This window comes from Melghirimyces algeriensis, assembly GCF_900182565.1.
Classification (GTDB): domain Bacteria; phylum Bacillota; class Bacilli; order Thermoactinomycetales; family DSM-45169; genus Melghirimyces; species Melghirimyces algeriensis.
The window spans coordinates 170,501-186,792 of the sequence record NZ_FXTI01000006.1; the positions used below are offsets into that span (position 1 = coordinate 170,501).

A 16,292-nucleotide genomic window follows, 5' to 3' on the forward strand; every position below is an offset into this window, starting at 1 on the left:
TATATCCGCAGTCTGAATAAGAAAAAGACGGGTGCTGGCCCGTCCTTACTTTTTGCTTATAAAGCATTGGAGCGATATATCATTCCGTTCACGGTCACCGAAAAGCACTTTCGCTATAAAAACCAAAAGCATCGTTAGCAATCCCACTTATCCCAAGGAGAAACAACAGAGCCCTATTGACAAACCTGCGACATAGACGAAGGTCGTTCCATATAGGACCCGGACGGCTGTATCGATATCTTGCCGTTCTCTGGAACGACATGCATCTCCAAGGAGTGCCCGGTGGGAAACGCGGCCCTGATAGCGGTTGATACCACCGAGCTGGATACCCAAACCGCCGGCCATGGCAGCTTCAACGATTCCGCTGTTGGGGCTGGGGTGACCGGCGGCGTCCCGGCAAACAATCCGCCAGGCGTTCGCCGGGGAGGCTTCAGCGAAATACAGAGCTGCCAGCATCGCAGGCAGTGTGAGGCGGGCAGGAAGCCAGTTGGCCAGGTCGTCCAGACGGGCGGAGGCCCAACCGAGGTGAAGATAACGCTCGTTCTTATACCCCACCATTGAATCAAGCGTGTTGACGGCTCGATAAGCGAGGGCCAATGGTGCCCCACCAAGGGCGGCAAAAAAGAGTGGAGATGTAACCGCATCTACGATATTTTCGGCAACGGTCTCCACTGTGCCTCGAACCACCTCCGGTTCATCCAGGTGTTCCGTATCCCGACCAACCACCATTGCCAAAGAGGATCGAGCCTTCGGAAGATCTCCTTTAACAAGGGCGTGAAAAATTTCCAGCCCCGCTTCTGCCAACCCTTTGGATGCTATAGTGGTTGCGATAAGGATCGTCTCCAGTATCCAGCTCGCCCAGACGGAAAATCCGTTCACCAAGCTGACCAGACCAACAGCGAGACCATATACACTCCCGACCACAGATAGGGGGAAAAGACAACCTGCCAATCGAAGAGACCATTTCCCTTTTAGACGGAAAGCCGCCACTATCCGCCTGATAACGCTTTCCATCCGGGAAATAAGCCATCCCATCCCGATTACCGGATGGGGCAGCCACCGAGGGTCACCGATCCACCGATCCAGGAGCACTGCCAGCAACAGCATCGAAGCAGCGATCACGGCCATGTCTCTCCTTTAAGGCTCCCACTCTGACGGAGAGCCCCAGTCAAGGCGCGATAAACGGTCAAACCCACCAGACGTCCGAGCGGGCTAGCCGTTCCGGCATATGTATGAAGGAAACCACCTTTGGCCTCCTGGGTGGCAGCAATCACGACAGCATCTGTGGTCGTCCCTGTCGCTTGGTTCCCCATAGCGTCCGTCACCCCCAGATCCTGCAGAGCGGCCACCTTTGCTTCAACAGCGGTGATAACCGCATTCACCATGGACCCAGATGTGACCTGACCATCAATCAGAAGGATCATGTTGATCGTGCCAGGATCGGAATCCATCCGATAAACGGGACCGTCTATCCCTGCACGGGCGGCATTGCTCACCCCCGCTGTCACAATTGCCGCTACTCCTCCTTCTTCCGAACGCTCCTCGGCAATGACCGCCTTTTCCACCTTGGCAGCTGTCATCATTGCAACTGTCGTTTCAGGATTGTAACCACACCTCGTTAACCATTCCTCCGTCTCAAGAGCCGGATCGGATTTATGGTAATTTTTGGAAACATGTCGATTGATGATGGTATCTGCCATCCACTCGCCACCCCCAAAAAAAGAGCTGGACAGCACCTGAAGGGGGCGGGGAAATTTAAGGCAAAGATACTCCGATCCGATATGCAGGATGAAATCTTTATTCCTTAATAAACGAAGTGTTCGTGAAAACAATTTAACTTTATTCACTGCTTCCACCCCAATAACCCATCGATCCGTTCCATATCCAGATACTTATGCACCCATCCAACCAAGTCACCTTCCACACACTCTTTCCCACGTCAGTATTTTGTTCTCTCCCATACCCCTACACCCCGTTTCTCTCCCAGTTTCTGTACGCTCCATCCTTTAGCGGTTCCTTCCACCGCAATCCATCCTCCAGGAGGGAGCGGTCGTTTCCAGAAGCTGCCGAGATCCTTGTCCACATATTGGGAGAGGAAACAGCGAATCGGTCCCCCATGAGTGACCACTGCAATGGTTTCCCCTGGATGGTAATCGATAACTTTCTCCAGCCACTGGCTGAGACGTGTCTCTAGTTCATCCAGTGTCTCCCCGCCGGGAGGTGCCACTTGACGGGGATGATCCAGCCATCGGCAAAGCCTTTCCGGGTTAATGTTTCGGATCACATCATAGGTAAGCCCCTCCCATTCTCCAAAAGACAACTCCCGCAGGTCAGCCGTGCAATGAACATCCGCTTTCGGCCATGCCTTCCGCAACAATTCTGCGGTCTCGCGGCACCGTTGCAAATCACTGGCATAAATCCGATCCACATCCAGTCCTCGCACACGCTGAGCCGTTTCCCGCAATTGAGACCGTCCTCGATCATTGAGGGGAAGATCCCAGTGTCCACAGTATTGTTTCAGCCGGTTGGCCTCCGTTTCTCCATGTCGAATCCATAGCAACCTCAAGCAATGTTTCATACCGGACCCCCAACCGCGGCCAACCACAGAAGAAGAATCGCCGCTTCCACTGATTCTGCCATGCATCCGTAGACATCACCCGTCAGACCGCCTAACCGCCTTAACACCATCCAGGCGATCAGGGCGATCACCAGAACCGTTCCTGCGAGGACCAGCAATGTCCACCAGCCAGCCATGAAAACAATAACCGCCAAACCTGAGACGAGGGCAAACCCCAATCGAAAGGGGGACAACCCTTCTCGCAAACCGAGTCCAATCCCGTCTTCACGTACATAAGGGAAAAAGACAATCGCCGCCGTCATGCCTGTCCGGGCTGCAACAGGGGCGATGAGCAATGGAGCGAAGGCCGGGTCCAGGTAAGCAAGGGTGGATGCCTTGATCCCCAGCAGCAGGATTCCTGCCAAGACACCCATCGCCCCTACGCGACTGTCCTTCATAATGGATAGCGTCTGCTCACGATCCCGGTTGGAACCCATCCCGTCAGTAGTATCCATCAGTCCATCCATGTGAAGCCCACCTGTCAGAAAAACCCATCCTGCTGTCACCAGCACCCCACGAACCAGAGGTGGAAAGAGCAAGGAGAGTGCCTCGTTCGACAGGGCGAGCAGGACACCGATCACCAGACCGACAAGGGGATAGTAACTGGCGCTCTTGTTCCAGTCCTGAGAGTCCATCCGAACCGGGACGGGAAGCCGGGTCAAAAAAGCGAGAGCCGTAAAGAATGCATTCATGCATCTCCCCCCTTGATCCGGTAGGGGATACCACAAACCACCAGCCAAACCTCGTCCGCTTTCTTGGCGACCTGCTGGTTGACGGTTCCAAGGGTATCCTGAAACAGGCGACCCATCCGACTCATGACGACACCGCCCAGCCCGGTCTCCGCCGTAACCAAGATCGCCTCCCGATCCTGAAGAACATCCAGCAGACGATCCGTTTTCTCCGCCATCTGCGCTTCAAAACCGCCTTGATCCTCTTGAATGGCTTCTTCGGAAAGGCGCATCACATGGTTTGCTGTCCAAACCCCCAGATCATCGATCAGGCAGGCGTCCCATTCCCCAGAACGGGTAATGGCGACTTCCAGATCCCACTCCTCCTCCACCAAACCCCAACTCTTGGGACGACGATCGCGGTGGCGGGCAATCCGTTCTTGCATCTTTTCATCACCGGGAACCCCAGTGGCCACATATAACACCTTCTCACCCGCACGCTGCGCAATCTCCTCGGCAAATTGACTCTTTCCGGAACGGACCCCTCCAGTCACCAATCGGATCAAAAGACTTCCCCCTTTTCCAGTACTTCTTCCAGTTTTTGAAGGAGAAGTGCATTCTCCTTCCGGCTTCGAACGGCCACCCGGACATAGGTGTCGTCCAATCCCGGATAGGTGGAGCAATCCCGAATGAGAATTCCCCGCTCCCCCAATGCTTTTTGTAAACGGCGGGAAACACCGGCACTTCCCTCCAGCACGGAAGAATCCAGCTTCAGTAAAAAGTAGTTCACTTCCCCCGGAATCGGCCGGACACCCGACAACTTCTGCAATCCATCCATCAGAAAATCTCGCTCCACCGACAACCAACGGTGCGTTGCTTTTTCAAAGAACTGGTCGGTAAGAGCTGCTTCTCCCGCCAGCTGGGCCAGTCCATTGATACTCCAGGAGACCTGGTGCGCCTCAATCCGGCGGATCCAGTCAGGGGACGCCACTCCCCAACCCAAACGCAGACCGGGAAGTGCATAAAATTTGGTCATGGAACGCAACAGAACGGTCGTCGGGAAATCCATCAGCCGGGACAGTAGGGAATGAGCCTGTCCATCCGGGACAAAATCAAGAAAAGCTTCATCGATCACCAACACAGTTCCCGCTATGGCGGCCTCCTCCGCCACCGCCAGCAACTGCCTGTAGGGGATGGTTAACCCGGTCGGGTTGTTGGGATGTCCAAGATAAGCGAGATCCACTGTTCGAACCCACTTAAAAAGAGCTTCCGGTTCCGGTTGAAACCCTTCCCTTTCCTCTGTTGGCAGATAGACCGTTTCCTGTCCCCGTTTACGGGCTGAAGCCTCATATTCTGCAAAAGAGGGGGTCATCACTCCTACCCGCGATGGGCGGACAGCAGCATTGACCAGATCGATTAACTCCGCTCCCCCGTTTCCGATCATCAGGCATTCTTCGGAAAGCCCATATCGTTTTGCAAGCGCCCGCTTCAGATTGCGGGCACGGGGGTCCGGATAACGGGTGAGAACCGGCGCGCCTTTATCCTCCAACGCTTCCCGCAATACCCGCATCACGGCATCCGGTGGTCCCAGCGGGTTGATATTGGCGCTGAAATCGATAAAAGTATCTGCACTCCGGGCAAACATCTCACCCGCCGTCCATCGGTCACCGCCATGACCATACCGTTCCACCCCTGACAAAGGCATCCCCACCTTTTTTCACACTATATAAAAACACTATCCGCCCCTATTGCGTGACAGTGTCAAAAGAAACCGTACTACACCATCACATGGCGATGCGCTGCCATGGAGGGCTGGTCCTATCCTGTATCCATTGCTCATCGGCGTGCTCTTCCATCTTTTTACTTCTGAATATTCGTTCATCTGTTACATACCTAGGTCAGCGAAAGTGGCCATCTCCCGTGCCGCTGCGACTGCCCCGTCAAAGAGAGGAAAGGAAAGGACAGCACCGCTTCCTTCTCCCAGGCGCATGCTGGCATCGATCAACGGATCAAGTTCAAGCTGTTTCAACAGCACCTGGTGAGCGGGCTCCTCCGAGAGGTGGGAGGCAAAAAGATAATCCCGCACTCCCGGAACAAGGCGGAACGCAGCCAGGGCGGAGGCCGTTGAAATCACTCCGTCGATGACCGTTGAAAGCCGCTGAGCGCAAGCTCCCAGGATAAAGCCCGTCATCGCCGCCAACTCCAGTCCACCCACTTTTGCCAGCACATCCAACGGATCAGAGGGATCAGGCTGATTGACTTCCAGACTGCGTCGGATGGCCTCTCCTTTCTTCTTTAAAGCAACATCGTCGATCCCTGTCCCTCTTCCAACCAACTCCTCAACTGGCCTTCCTGTCAAGGAAGCCGATACCGCTGCAGCAGCTGTTGTGTTGCCAATTCCCATCTCCCCAACAGCTGCCAGTTGGAATCCCTGTTCCTTCATTTCCTGGGCCATCTCCAACCCTACCCGGATCGCCTGAATCGCTTCCGCTCCGCTCATCGCTGGCCCTTTGACCATATTGGCCGTCCCAGCCCGCACCTTGCGATTCAGAACGCCAGCCGGCAGTTCAGTAAGCTGGCTGCCTACATCTACCACCCTCACCTTGGCACCATAGCATCGGGCAAAAACATTGACAGCAGCTTTGCCATCACAGAAATTGCGGATCATCAATCCCGTCACCTCAGAAGGATAGGCACTCACCCCTTCCTCCGTCACCCCATGATCCCCGCAAAAAACGACAACAACCTTTCTGTCGAGCGACGGAACCGTTTCACCGGTGATCCCCGCCAATCGGACAAAGGTTTCTTCCAGACGTCCCAAAGCTCCCAAAGGCTTGGTGAGGTTGTCCACATGCTTTTGCGCCTCAGCCATCGTCTCCACATGCAGACCGGGAACTGAAGGAAACAAATCATCAGACTCTTTTTTTCTCTCCACTCGCATCCCCTCCTTGTTTCTCTCGATTCGCCTTCCTCTTTCAATTATACAATTAAAACAGTCTGCAGGACGTTCAACATCACTTTCTCCTTGTAAACGACATCCACCCAGGGGAATGCCATACCCGCTGTTCGGACAGCTAACATTTGAAAGACTGGATCTCTTTAACCCCTCCAACATTTGATCAGGTTAATGAAGTTCCTTTATTCCATAAAGCCGGAGTTTTGTAAGCAATTGATGGATATCTGAAGGAAGAGGGGACTCCCAGGATCGTATGGAGCCATCCCTGGGATGAATCAGTTGCAGGTACAGTGCATGCAAGGCCTGACGTTCCAGGAGAGGAACGCCTCCATACATCGTATCCCCGATCAATGGATGGCCCAGATCGGCCATATGGACACGGATTTGGTGTGTCCGTCCTGTTTCCAGTCCCACGCGGACCAAAGTCGCTCCTTTCAGTCGTTCTACCACGCGATAACGGGTGATTGCCTCCACTCCTTGTGTAGAAACTACACGAAGGTTAGAGTTCTCTGAAGAACGGGCAATCGGTGCACGAATCACCCCTTCGTTCTGTTCCAACATTCCATATACCACAGCCAGGTACTCTCTATGATATCGTTTCTTTTTCATCTGACCTGACAAAACAGCATGGGCATGAGCATGCTTGGCAAATACAATCAAACCGGATGTATCTTTGTCCAATCGGGTAACGGGACGGATCAGATGAAATTCCCCCCGTTCCCTCCAATAGTGTGCCAATCCGTTGGCCAGCGTTTGATCCGGGTGGTTTTTGGTCGGGTGCACCACAACACCCGGTTGCTTGTCGAGAACAATCAAGTCCTCATCTTCATACAAAACATCAACCGGTATGGGCTGGGGAACCATTCCCTCTCCTGTATCGTGAGGCAGACGAATCTGAATCCAATCCCCTTTATGGACACGGGAAGTGAGAAACACCTTTTCACCATTTACTTCCACCGCCTTTGCTTCCTTTAAACGGCGAAACATTCGACGGGAAAATCGAAAACGGTTGCGAAGCACCTGACGGACCATTTTCCCCTCTTCCTCTTCTCGAACGCAATGGTGCATCGCCGAGATCTCCTTCATCCAATCCCTCCTGTTCACAAATCAAAAACCGGGGCGCATTTTACGCCCCGTACTTCAGACCTTATCAATACATCACACCAATGCGCCTGTGTGTCTTCTGAAACTCTGAAGGGTTGGGATCAAAGTATTCGGTCGTATACCGTTTCACAAACTGATCATTTTGATTGATATACCCAGACCCCCACGTTGGGTCCATCGTTAACCATCTACCGTCCACTTTGACTTCGACCCAAGAGTGACGGTTTCCATCCGCCATTCCTTCTACAAAACGGGCTTCCAGATCGATGGAGCGCAACAGCGCAATGGCGAGGAAGGTATAATCCTGGCATACCCCGCTTTTTTCCCGCAAGGTTTTTAATGCTGAATCATCATACTCAAAATCATCCTGTTTAAACTTTTGCACATCATAAGAGATGTTCTGCGCGACATACTGATAGATTGCCTTCGCTTTTTCTCTCTTCGTGGTCTTTCCTTGCGTCAATTGACGGGCCAGACGTTGGATGGAAGCATCCTCGGACTGAATTCCACGAGAGGGAAGAAGATTGCGAAGATCCTGCTCTTCCGTATTGTTCACTGTAAACCGGGCAACACCGAAGAAACGAAAGTAATCCCGCTTTTGGCTGGTGATTTCCGGAACATTTAGCGTCACCTCATACGCTCCTTTGCCAAAACGCAACCAAAACTGCCCATCAAATTGATAGTTTTTCACTGGGATAAAGTAAGTGGCTTCCATCCCATCCTTCTTCGTCTGGACAATCAGATGTTTGGTTTGTGAAGCAAATGGGGCTTTGGGATCGATGGAGCCTTTGATCCGGTATTTCATCTTGCCGCTTCCGCCCCCTGCAAGGGGAACATCCAGATTGACTCCCCGGCTGTCATAGTGCTTAAAAAACTGTATCGGGGTTCTTTTCTGATCTGAGCGGTTTTTCACCAACAGAGTGGCTGCTTCATTGTAATAATTCTTCCGCTCCGGATCAGACGTCATCACTGTAACCTGATGAATTCCTTTTCCGTATAAAAGAGGAATGCGTTGATCAAAATGCCCCTTTTTATCTACACGGAGGAGATGTTTCCATTCTTCCCCTCCTTTTTCCAAACGAACCATCACCCGATGGGAACCTGGTTTCTTAAGCGACCCTTTCAGTTGGACTTCACCATCTGCTTTTTGGAGTCCCTGTTGTTCATCATCCAGCTTTAGCCCTGACTCCAGTCCAGTGCGCGTATAGCCTACTTCCCGCGTAATTTTTGGGTTTACATTAATCACATGAAATCGGGCCAAATCATAAAAACGATCCTTCTTCTCAGTGCCGGGAAGTCTGACAACGACTTCATACTCTCCTTTTCCATTAAACAACTGAATCGAACGGCTAAATTTTCCCTTTTTAATCCGGGTGTAATAGGAGAATGTTTTTTCACCAGTGCCCTTGGGACCATCTGTTTTTTTGATTTCTATCCAGACCCAGTCCGTCAGAAAATCTCCATCATCTTCTATAGAACCGGCCACCTTAAAACGGGAATTGACAGCAAATTGTTGATACTCAGGCGAGCTTAAACGGGCTCCTACCTGTTTGGCGTATGGTTCAAGCTTCATCTCTTCCAATGAAAGGCTTTCGTTCTTTTCCATCGCAAGCCGATCCCATCGATTTAGTTCCTGTTCTGCTTCGGTTTGAAAAAAGGACAGAGGATTACAACCGCCTATACATACCAAAACCAGGGTAACAAACAACAGTCCCCCAGCACGTCTAAACGTATTCATGGACTCCTCCCAATCATATCCTTTAATTTTTCTCCCATTATATATCATGCACTCCTCATCCATCACCCTTAGAATTTCTGCTGTTGCCGATCACAAGCCCTTTTAATATTTGACGAAGGTCAGGGAATCTGCAAAATACTACGAACCAAAAAAAAGGTGCCTGTTTAGGCACCCATTAGAAAGACCAAGACAAACACAATGCTCAGATCCTATTCAAGAAACTCTTCAAGAATTTGACCTCCTATTTATCATACAACATATTTTAATATTTGTGGTTTGAAATATTTTATAAATCAGTGTATATACCCCTAACAGTACCTTATGTTGTTTAAATTTTTAAGTAAATTCTATATCATTATTGATACATTCCGAAATAAAATCAACTTTTTCACGTATATTACCGCTATTTATTTCGCCTACCAAAGTAAATCTTTTATAAATGGATCAAACATATGTTCCGTTTATAAGGAATTTTGTTTTATCCAATCCTCAAAATTGATTAAGCGTGCCGTTTTCTTCACTTGGCCAGTTTACCGGTTGATCCACACCGATTGCATCTTCTATACCGCTCGTTGGAAGACTATGCTCTTTGGCCTGAATCACGATAAAAAATAAATCTTCCTTTGAATGGTTTCTCCACGTCCGGACTCCGTCTGGTGCAACACGGATGACGGTCCCTTCCCGAATCTCAATGACTTCTCCATCGATCTGGAACTGCCCCGTTCCTTTAAAGAAAATATAAAGCTCCTCATTCTCTTGATGTTTATGGTGAAATGGGACTTCTTTCCGAGGTGGGAGAACATTGAAGGAGACTTCCATCCCCGTGCAGTTTAACTCCTCTTTTATAAACAATTTCCCCTGAGCCTTAACCGGCTTCGTAATCTGATACTGAAGCAACCCCTTCCATTCACCGACCTGCGCTGCGCTGAAATTTTTCCCTTCTCGAACCCGATCGGACAGTTGACGCATGCCATCGCTCCCCAAATTGATTTTTGCTTGCGAACCCCGACCCTCTACTTTGATACCAATCGGTCTCTTTTTTGCTTGAAATCATGCGACTTATTTTTTAAATAAGCCGCATTATTGATAGCTTGCTATGTCATTCAGCAAATGCGCCGCCACTATATCCATATACGTGGAATCCCGGTAGAGTCGGCTTAAAGCCAACCCCCCCTCCAGCGAAGCAATCCAAGTGACCGCCATCTGCTCCGGATTCATGTTTTTTTGAAATTCACCTTTTTCCACACCCGTCACAAGGATCTGCTTCATCATCTCCAACAGCCGGGCCATACTATCACGTGTTTTTTCCGCCAGGATGGGATATGCATCATCTGCTTCCAGTGCTGCATTCATCAGCGGACATCCACCCGGAATGGGATGATCCTCCACCAACCCCTTCAGGATCTGAATCACAGCTTCTAACTTTTCAATGGAGGTGCACTCCCGTGCCAACACTTCCTGAAAGTGCTTGTTCATAACTTGCGTTGAGTACTCAAACGCTTGCAGCACAAGCTCCTCTTTGTTTGCAAAATGCCGGTATATCCCCCCTTTTTCCAATCCCGTTTCTTTCATCACATCTGAAATCGAGGAGGAAAGATAACCGTGTCGATTAAACAGACCAGAAGATTTTTGAATAATCCTGGATCGGGTACGTTCGCCTTTACGCATCAGTCGTTCTCCTTTTCCAAAAAAGAAACCGATTGTTCTCTTTTATGTTACTCTTGTATAAGCATTGAAAGCAAGGGGGGAAGAATTTAAAAAAACAAGATTTTTTGACGTTTACAGTCGTTGTCATATACGTGAATCATTGCTATAGTGGTTTTAAGTAATACATATACAACAATGGAGAAGAATAGTATATGAACATTCTTATCATAGGTGGTACCCGTTTTTTGGGCAGATATATCACCCAAGAAGCGCAAAAACGTAACCATAAGGTTACATTGTTTAACAGAGGACAGGAAAATCCGGATCTTTTCCCTGAAGTTGAGACGATCGTGGGAGATCGGTATACGGACATTCAATGTTTGGGAGACAGAGAATGGGATTGCGTCATAGATACGTTTGGATTTGTCCCATGGGCGATCGCTCCATCGATTCGCTATCTGAAAAATCGTACCCGACACTATATATTTATCTCCAGCCAGTCCGTCTATTCCGATTTTACCAAGATCAATATTGATGAGCATTCCCCTGTTGCCACACTGCCTGCAGAAAAAGTGGCTGAACTTGAACGAGAAGGTTACGGTCCGACTTATGGAAAACATTACGGAGCGATGAAATTCCTCTGTGAACAGTTGTTGGAACAAGAAATGCCGCAAAAGGTACTGCATGTTCGACCCGGTCTGATTGTGGGACCCCATGATTATGCGGATCGCTTTTCGTATTGGGTCAACCGGGTATCACAGGGAGGAGACATATTGGCTCCGGGACATCCGGAACAACCCATTCAAATCATTGATGTCCGGGATCTTGCCAGCTGGATGATCCATATGATTGAATCTCGTCAAACGGGTGTATATAATGTTACAGGACCGCAATCTCCGCTGACGATGGGGTCTATATTGGAAGAATGTCGCCGGATTACCAACAGTGAAGCGGTCATTTCTTGGGTGAATGAGACATTTTTACTGGAAAAAAACATTCAACCTTGGACCGAGTTACCGCTTTGGCTTCCGGAAAAATCGGGACTGGGCAATGACGATCCCCCTCCGATCGGTTTATTTCGTATCAATATCAGCCGAGCCTTGCAACAAGGGCTCTCATTCCGTCCTCTTTCCGAAACCATTTATGATACTTGGCAATGGTTGAAATCAGAAAATAAAGAGATATTCAATGCAGGATTAACAGCGGAAAAGGAACAACAACTGCTCAACGAATGGCATTCTTACCGCAAATAAAAAAGATCGGTGGTTCCTTCCACCGATCTTTTTTATATACGTTTAACCATTCCCGTCCAACATTTGAAGCAGCGTTTGTTCATCCACCACTGGAACACCTAAATCCTGTGCTTTTTTCAGTTTGGAACCTGCCTTTTCCCCGGCAATCAGGAAATCGGTGTTTTTACTGACGCTCCCGGTTACTTTTCCTCCCAGCTCTTCAATCCGGGCTCCTGCTTCTTTTCGGGACAGGCTCTCCAGGGTCCCCGTCAAAACCACCGTTTTTCCGTAAAAGGGACTGTCCACCCGCTCGGACTGATCCCGTGCCGGTCCTGTATAGGTCATATTGACCCCGGATTGTTCCAGCCGTCGAATTGTTTCTTTGACCTCCGGTTTGTCAAAGTAGGTAACAATACTCTCCGCCATCTTGGGACCGATCTCATCGATCGCCTCCAGCTCTTCCCGGTCCGCCTCCATCACCTGGTGGATATCGTCAAAATGCCGAGCCAGAATCTTGGCTCCCTTGGAGCCGACAAAACGGATACCCAGACCAAATATCAGCTTTTCCACGGAATTCTGTTTGCTTTCCTCAATCGCGGAAAGAAGATTTTCCACCGACTTTTTTCCCATTCGTTCCAGCGGAAGCAGATCATCCTCTTGCAAGTCATATAAATCAGCAGGTCCTCGAACCAGACCGGCGTTAAACAGCTGGGTCACCACTTTTTCTCCCAGCCCCTCAATATTCATGGCCCCTCTGGAGACAAAATGAATAATCCCTTCCCTGGTTTGCGCCGGACATTGAGGGTTGATACACCGAAGCGCCACTTCTTCCTCCAGCCGAACCAAGCGACTGCCGCATTCAGGACATTCCGTCGGCATGGCATACGGTTTCTCGTTCCCCGTTCGATGCTCCTTGATCACTTCCACCACTTCGGGAATAATGTCTCCCGCTTTTTTTACGACAACGTGGTCGCCTAACATCACCTCTTTTTCCCGGATGATGTCTTCATTGTGAAGGGAGGCCCGTTTGACGGTGGTTCCCGCCAAGGTGACCGGGTCCAGAACCGCTGTTGGGGTAACCGCTCCGGTCCGACCCACATTAATTTCAATATCACGCAAGACCGTTACGGATTCCTCCGCAGGAAACTTATAAGCAATGGCCCAACGGGGACTTTTTGCAGTGCTTCCCAATTCGTCACGCAATGCCAGATCATCCACTTTGATGACAACCCCATCAATCTCATACCCCAGTTCCATCCGATTTTCACGCCAATAGTTGACAAAGTCCATGACATCGTCGATTCCCTTGACGGTCACCCGTTCCGGATTCACTTTGAGCCCCAATCGCTCCAGAAGATCCAGCGATTCCGTATGGGTATCGGGGAAAGACTGCCCATGAATTTCCCCGATCCCGTAAAGGAAGATATCCAATGCTCTCTCCGCAGCCAATTTGGGATCCAGTTGACGCAAAGAACCGGCCGCCGCATTTCGTGGATTGGCAAACAGCGACTCACCAAGCTGTTCCTTCTGCTGGTTGATCCGTTGAAATTCCTTTTTCGGCATAAATGCTTCGCCTCGAACCTCCAGGGTAACAGGTTCCTGAAGGCGCAGAGGAAGCGAACGAATGGTTTTTAGGTTCTGTGTGATATTTTCTCCGGTCGTCCCATCACCACGGGTGGCTCCCCTCACCATCACTCCATCTTCATAGCGAATGGAGACCGCTAACCCATCAATCTTCAGCTCACAGACATAGTTAATGCCCTCTCTTCCCGTTAGCCGCCCAATTCTCTGGTCAAATTCCTGCAAATCCTCAAACGTAAAGGCATTGCCCAGACTAAGCATCGGAATGGTATGCTGAACCTTTTCAAAGTGGGAAAGTGGCTCTCCCCCAACCCGCTGAGTGGGTGAATCGGGAGTGACCAAGTCTGGGAACTGCTCCTCCAGCCGAATCAACTCCTGAAGCCTGCGGTCATATTCTTGATCGCTGATGGTGGGGCGATCCAACACATAGTAGCGATGGTTATGTTCATTGATTTGCTCACGCAATTCCTGAATCCGTTTGTTCGCTTCTTTCCGGTCCACGCCATTTCCTCCCTCTCACAGACAGCCTTACTTACACTTTTGTAATTGGAGCAAACTGGGCAAGAAGCCGTTTCACTCCTACAGGGGACGGAAAAGCGATGTTCAGTTCCATATCCTTCCCTTCTCCCTGTACTTTGACAACCGTTCCCATACCCCATTTTTTATGATTGACTTTGTCCCCGACATTCCAATCCGTTTCCGTATCGGGAACAGGTCGAACCGGACCCTGACGCAGAAGGGGCTTCTTCAAAACGCCTGATGGTTTGCCCACTGGCTCTACCAACTCAGCGGGAATCTCTTTCAAAAAAACCGATGGAGGATGAGCATTTGTTCTTCCGTAAAGCATTCGGTTTTTCGCCCGTGTCAGGTACAATTTCTTTTGCGCACGGGTGATTCCCACATATGCCAACCGTCTTTCCTCTTCTAGCTCCTCCGGATCATCCAGGGTTCGGCTGTGCGGAAAGAGCCCATCTTCCATCCCGATCAGAAACACTTGCGGAAACTCCAATCCCTTGGCAGAGTGCAGGGTCATCAGCGTGACGGAGTCCTCTTCGCCATCGCTTTCCTCTTCCAGTGAATCCACATCGGAAATCAAAGCCAGTTCCGTCAAGAACGCAACTAGGGATTTATCCTCATTCTTGGACTCGAATTCCTGCGTGACAGACAGAAACTCATCAATGTTTTCCAATCGGCTGGCAGCCTCAACCGTATCTTCTTTTTTCAGTTCTTCCCGATACCCGGACCGATCCAACACCGTTTCGGTAATCTCACCGGCAGAAAGATAGTCCATCATGGCATTAAGCTCTTTGATCATTTGTGCAAAACCGACAAGCGATTGAATAAAACGTTGGCTTAAACCAATCTCTTCCACTTCCAGCAACGCTCGAAACATGGAAATCTCCTGAGAATCAGCAAAACGGGCGATCTTGTCCAGAGTAGCCGCCCCGATACCTCGTTTCGGCACATTGATCACACGACGCAAGCTAAGGTCGTCATCGGGATTCACCACCAAACGGAGATAGGCCAAAAGATCCTTGATCTCCTTGCGATCATAGAACTTTAAACCGCCGATCATCCGATAGGGAATATTGGACTTCACCAATACTTCTTCCATCACCCTGGATTGTGCATTGGTACGGTAAAGAATGGAGAAATCGCTGTATTTTCCACCATCCTGCTTCTCTTTGCGAATGGTATCGGCTACATAATAAGCTTCGTCGTGTTCATTTTCTGCTTCAAACAGCTGCACCTGTTCCCCTTGTTCATTTTCCGTCCACAATTTTTTGGGCTTTCGTTCGCTGTTATGGGAGATCACTTCATTGGCAGCATTCAGGATGGTTTTTGTAGAACGGTAGTTCTTCTCCAGTTTAATCACTTGAGCATCCGGGTAGTCCCGTTCAAAATGGAGGATATTGGTGATATCCGCTCCCCGGAAGCGATAGATGGACTGATCGGAATCTCCCACCACACACAGATTCCGGTGGTGATCCGCCAGCATCTGAACCAATACATATTGAACATGGTTTGTATCCTGATATTCATCCACATGGATATATTGAAATTTCTTTTTATAGTAATCCAGCACCTGTGGAACCTGTTGAAACAAACGCACCGTTTCCAGGAGCAAATCGTCAAAATCCAGCGATTGGTTGGTCCGAAGCTTGTCCTGATAAGCTTCATAAACCTGGGCCGCAATATCATCGGTGTAATTGCGAGATTGCTCCTTTAAGTCCTGGGCACTCCACAACTGGTTTTTGGCATTGCTGATCCGGTTTAACATTCCCCTGGGCGGAAACTGCTTGGGGTCCAAATTTTTCTCTTTTAAAATCTGCTTCATCACTGTCAATTGGTCCGAACTGTCCAGAATGGTGAAATTTCGGTTGAATCCAATCCGATCAATATCTCGGCGAAGGATGCGGACACACATGGAATGAAACGTGGAAATCCAGATGTCTTCCGCCTCCGAACCCACCAGACGGTGAATCCGCTCTTTCATTTCCCTCGCTGCTTTGTTGGTAAACGTAATCGCCAAAATATTCCAGGGATGCACCTTTTTTTCCGATAACAGCCAGGCCACCCGATGCGTTAGTACTCTCGTTTTTCCACTGCCTGCACCAGCCACAATCAATAAGGGACCTTGCGTCGATTCCACTGCCCGTTTCTGATCTTGATTTAAGCCACTGAGAAGAGAACCGTTGGTCCAAGTCTGTTGTGTCAATCTCATCCGCACCTTTCTTTTCCCAGTTAA

General features: G+C 49.7%; 14 protein-coding genes. 1 reads left to right on the top strand and 13 read right to left on the bottom strand.

Going from position 1 to position 16,292, the window contains the following annotated elements; translation table 11 throughout:
- Window positions 1-147: 147 nt before the first annotated feature.
- From cbiB to FN782_RS10600, 11 genes are all read right to left on the bottom strand, one after another.
- Window positions 148-1,128: an adenosylcobinamide-phosphate synthase CbiB gene (gene cbiB, locus FN782_RS10550; RefSeq protein WP_142505756.1), complete on the bottom strand. Its 981-nt coding sequence runs from the start codon at window positions 1,126-1,128 to the stop codon at window positions 148-150.
- Window positions 1,119-1,856, bottom strand: a complete 738-nt coding sequence (locus FN782_RS10555; protein WP_342778384.1) for an adenosylcobinamide amidohydrolase — start codon at window positions 1,854-1,856, stop codon at window positions 1,119-1,121. The genes cbiB and FN782_RS10555 overlap by 10 nt, the downstream gene beginning before the upstream one ends.
- 83 nt (window positions 1,857-1,939) lie before the next feature.
- Entirely contained in the window at window positions 1,940-2,578 is a 639-nt protein-coding gene (locus FN782_RS10560) for a histidine phosphatase family protein (RefSeq protein WP_185956221.1), read from the bottom strand.
- A complete protein-coding gene (cobS, locus tag FN782_RS10565; protein WP_142505759.1) occupies window positions 2,575-3,309 on the bottom strand; it encodes an adenosylcobinamide-GDP ribazoletransferase in 735 nt (244 codons plus the stop codon). Before cobS ends, FN782_RS10560 begins: the two co-directional genes overlap by 4 nt.
- On the bottom strand, window positions 3,306-3,851 hold the full coding sequence (gene cobU, locus FN782_RS10570) for a bifunctional adenosylcobinamide kinase/adenosylcobinamide-phosphate guanylyltransferase (protein ID WP_142505760.1): 546 nt from the start codon (window positions 3,849-3,851) through the stop codon (window positions 3,306-3,308). The genes cobS and cobU overlap by 4 nt, the downstream gene beginning before the upstream one ends.
- A complete protein-coding gene (gene cobD, locus FN782_RS10575; RefSeq protein ID WP_185956222.1) occupies window positions 3,848-4,990 on the bottom strand; it encodes a threonine-phosphate decarboxylase CobD in 1,143 nt (380 codons plus the stop codon). Before cobD ends, cobU begins: the two co-directional genes overlap by 4 nt.
- 180 nt (window positions 4,991-5,170) lie before the next feature.
- Complete coding sequence (gene cobT, locus FN782_RS10580) at window positions 5,171-6,226, bottom strand: nicotinate-nucleotide--dimethylbenzimidazole phosphoribosyltransferase (RefSeq protein WP_142505762.1); 1,056 nt, start codon at window positions 6,224-6,226, stop codon at window positions 5,171-5,173.
- 183 nt (window positions 6,227-6,409) lie between these two features.
- Complete coding sequence (locus FN782_RS10585) at window positions 6,410-7,327, bottom strand: RluA family pseudouridine synthase (RefSeq protein ID WP_142505763.1); 918 nt, start codon at window positions 7,325-7,327, stop codon at window positions 6,410-6,412.
- Between the two features lie 64 nt (window positions 7,328-7,391).
- Window positions 7,392-9,083: a transglutaminase domain-containing protein gene (locus FN782_RS10590; RefSeq protein ID WP_142505764.1), complete on the bottom strand. Its 1,692-nt coding sequence runs from the start codon at window positions 9,081-9,083 to the stop codon at window positions 7,392-7,394.
- A 489-nt stretch (window positions 9,084-9,572) separates the two neighbouring features.
- Window positions 9,573-10,052 carry a cupin domain-containing protein gene (locus FN782_RS10595; protein WP_142505765.1) on the bottom strand — a complete coding sequence of 160 codons (480 nt, stop codon included), beginning with the start codon at window positions 10,050-10,052 and terminating at the stop codon, window positions 9,573-9,575.
- Between the two features lie 111 nt (window positions 10,053-10,163).
- Window positions 10,164-10,751 carry a TetR/AcrR family transcriptional regulator gene (locus FN782_RS10600; RefSeq protein WP_142505766.1) on the bottom strand — a complete coding sequence of 196 codons (588 nt, stop codon included), beginning with the start codon at window positions 10,749-10,751 and terminating at the stop codon, window positions 10,164-10,166.
- A gap of 191 nt (window positions 10,752-10,942) precedes the next feature.
- Between FN782_RS10600 and FN782_RS10605 the strand changes: the two genes are divergently transcribed.
- Window positions 10,943-11,983: an SDR family oxidoreductase gene (locus FN782_RS10605; RefSeq protein ID WP_142505767.1), complete on the top strand. Its 1,041-nt coding sequence runs from the start codon at window positions 10,943-10,945 to the stop codon at window positions 11,981-11,983.
- A 42-nt stretch (window positions 11,984-12,025) separates the two neighbouring features.
- On the opposite strand, the gene ligA is transcribed toward FN782_RS10605, so the two are convergent.
- Together ligA and pcrA are read right to left on the bottom strand one after the other, a co-directional pair.
- Entirely contained in the window at window positions 12,026-14,044 is a 2,019-nt protein-coding gene (ligA, locus tag FN782_RS10610) for an NAD-dependent DNA ligase LigA (RefSeq protein WP_142505768.1), read from the bottom strand.
- Between the two features lie 31 nt (window positions 14,045-14,075).
- Entirely contained in the window at window positions 14,076-16,262 is a 2,187-nt protein-coding gene (gene pcrA / locus FN782_RS10615) for a DNA helicase PcrA (protein WP_246064926.1), read from the bottom strand.
- Window positions 16,263-16,292: the final 30 nt, after the last annotated feature.

Coding starts and splice junctions, on each gene's coding strand:
- cbiB (WP_142505756.1), bottom strand. CDS start 1,128: ATGGCCGTGATCGCTGCTTCGATGCTGTTGCTGGCAGTGCTCCTGGAT.
- FN782_RS10560 (WP_185956221.1), bottom strand. CDS start 2,578: ATGAAACATTGCTTGAGGTTGCTATGGATTCGACATGGAGAAACGGAG.
- cobS (WP_142505759.1), bottom strand. CDS start 3,309: ATGAATGCATTCTTTACGGCTCTCGCTTTTTTGACCCGGCTTCCCGTC.
- cobD (WP_185956222.1), bottom strand. CDS start 4,990: ATGCCTTTGTCAGGGGTGGAACGGTATGGTCATGGCGGTGACCGATGG.
- cobT (WP_142505762.1), bottom strand. CDS start 6,226: ATGCGAGTGGAGAGAAAAAAAGAGTCTGATGATTTGTTTCCTTCAGTT.
- FN782_RS10585 (WP_142505763.1), bottom strand. CDS start 7,327: ATGAAGGAGATCTCGGCGATGCACCATTGCGTTCGAGAAGAGGAAGAG.
- FN782_RS10590 (WP_142505764.1), bottom strand. CDS start 9,083: ATGAATACGTTTAGACGTGCTGGGGGACTGTTGTTTGTTACCCTGGTT.
- FN782_RS10595 (WP_142505765.1), bottom strand. CDS start 10,052: ATGCGTCAACTGTCCGATCGGGTTCGAGAAGGGAAAAATTTCAGCGCA.
- FN782_RS10600 (WP_142505766.1), bottom strand. CDS start 10,751: ATGCGTAAAGGCGAACGTACCCGATCCAGGATTATTCAAAAATCTTCT.
- FN782_RS10605 (WP_142505767.1), top strand. CDS start 10,943: ATGAACATTCTTATCATAGGTGGTACCCGTTTTTTGGGCAGATATATC.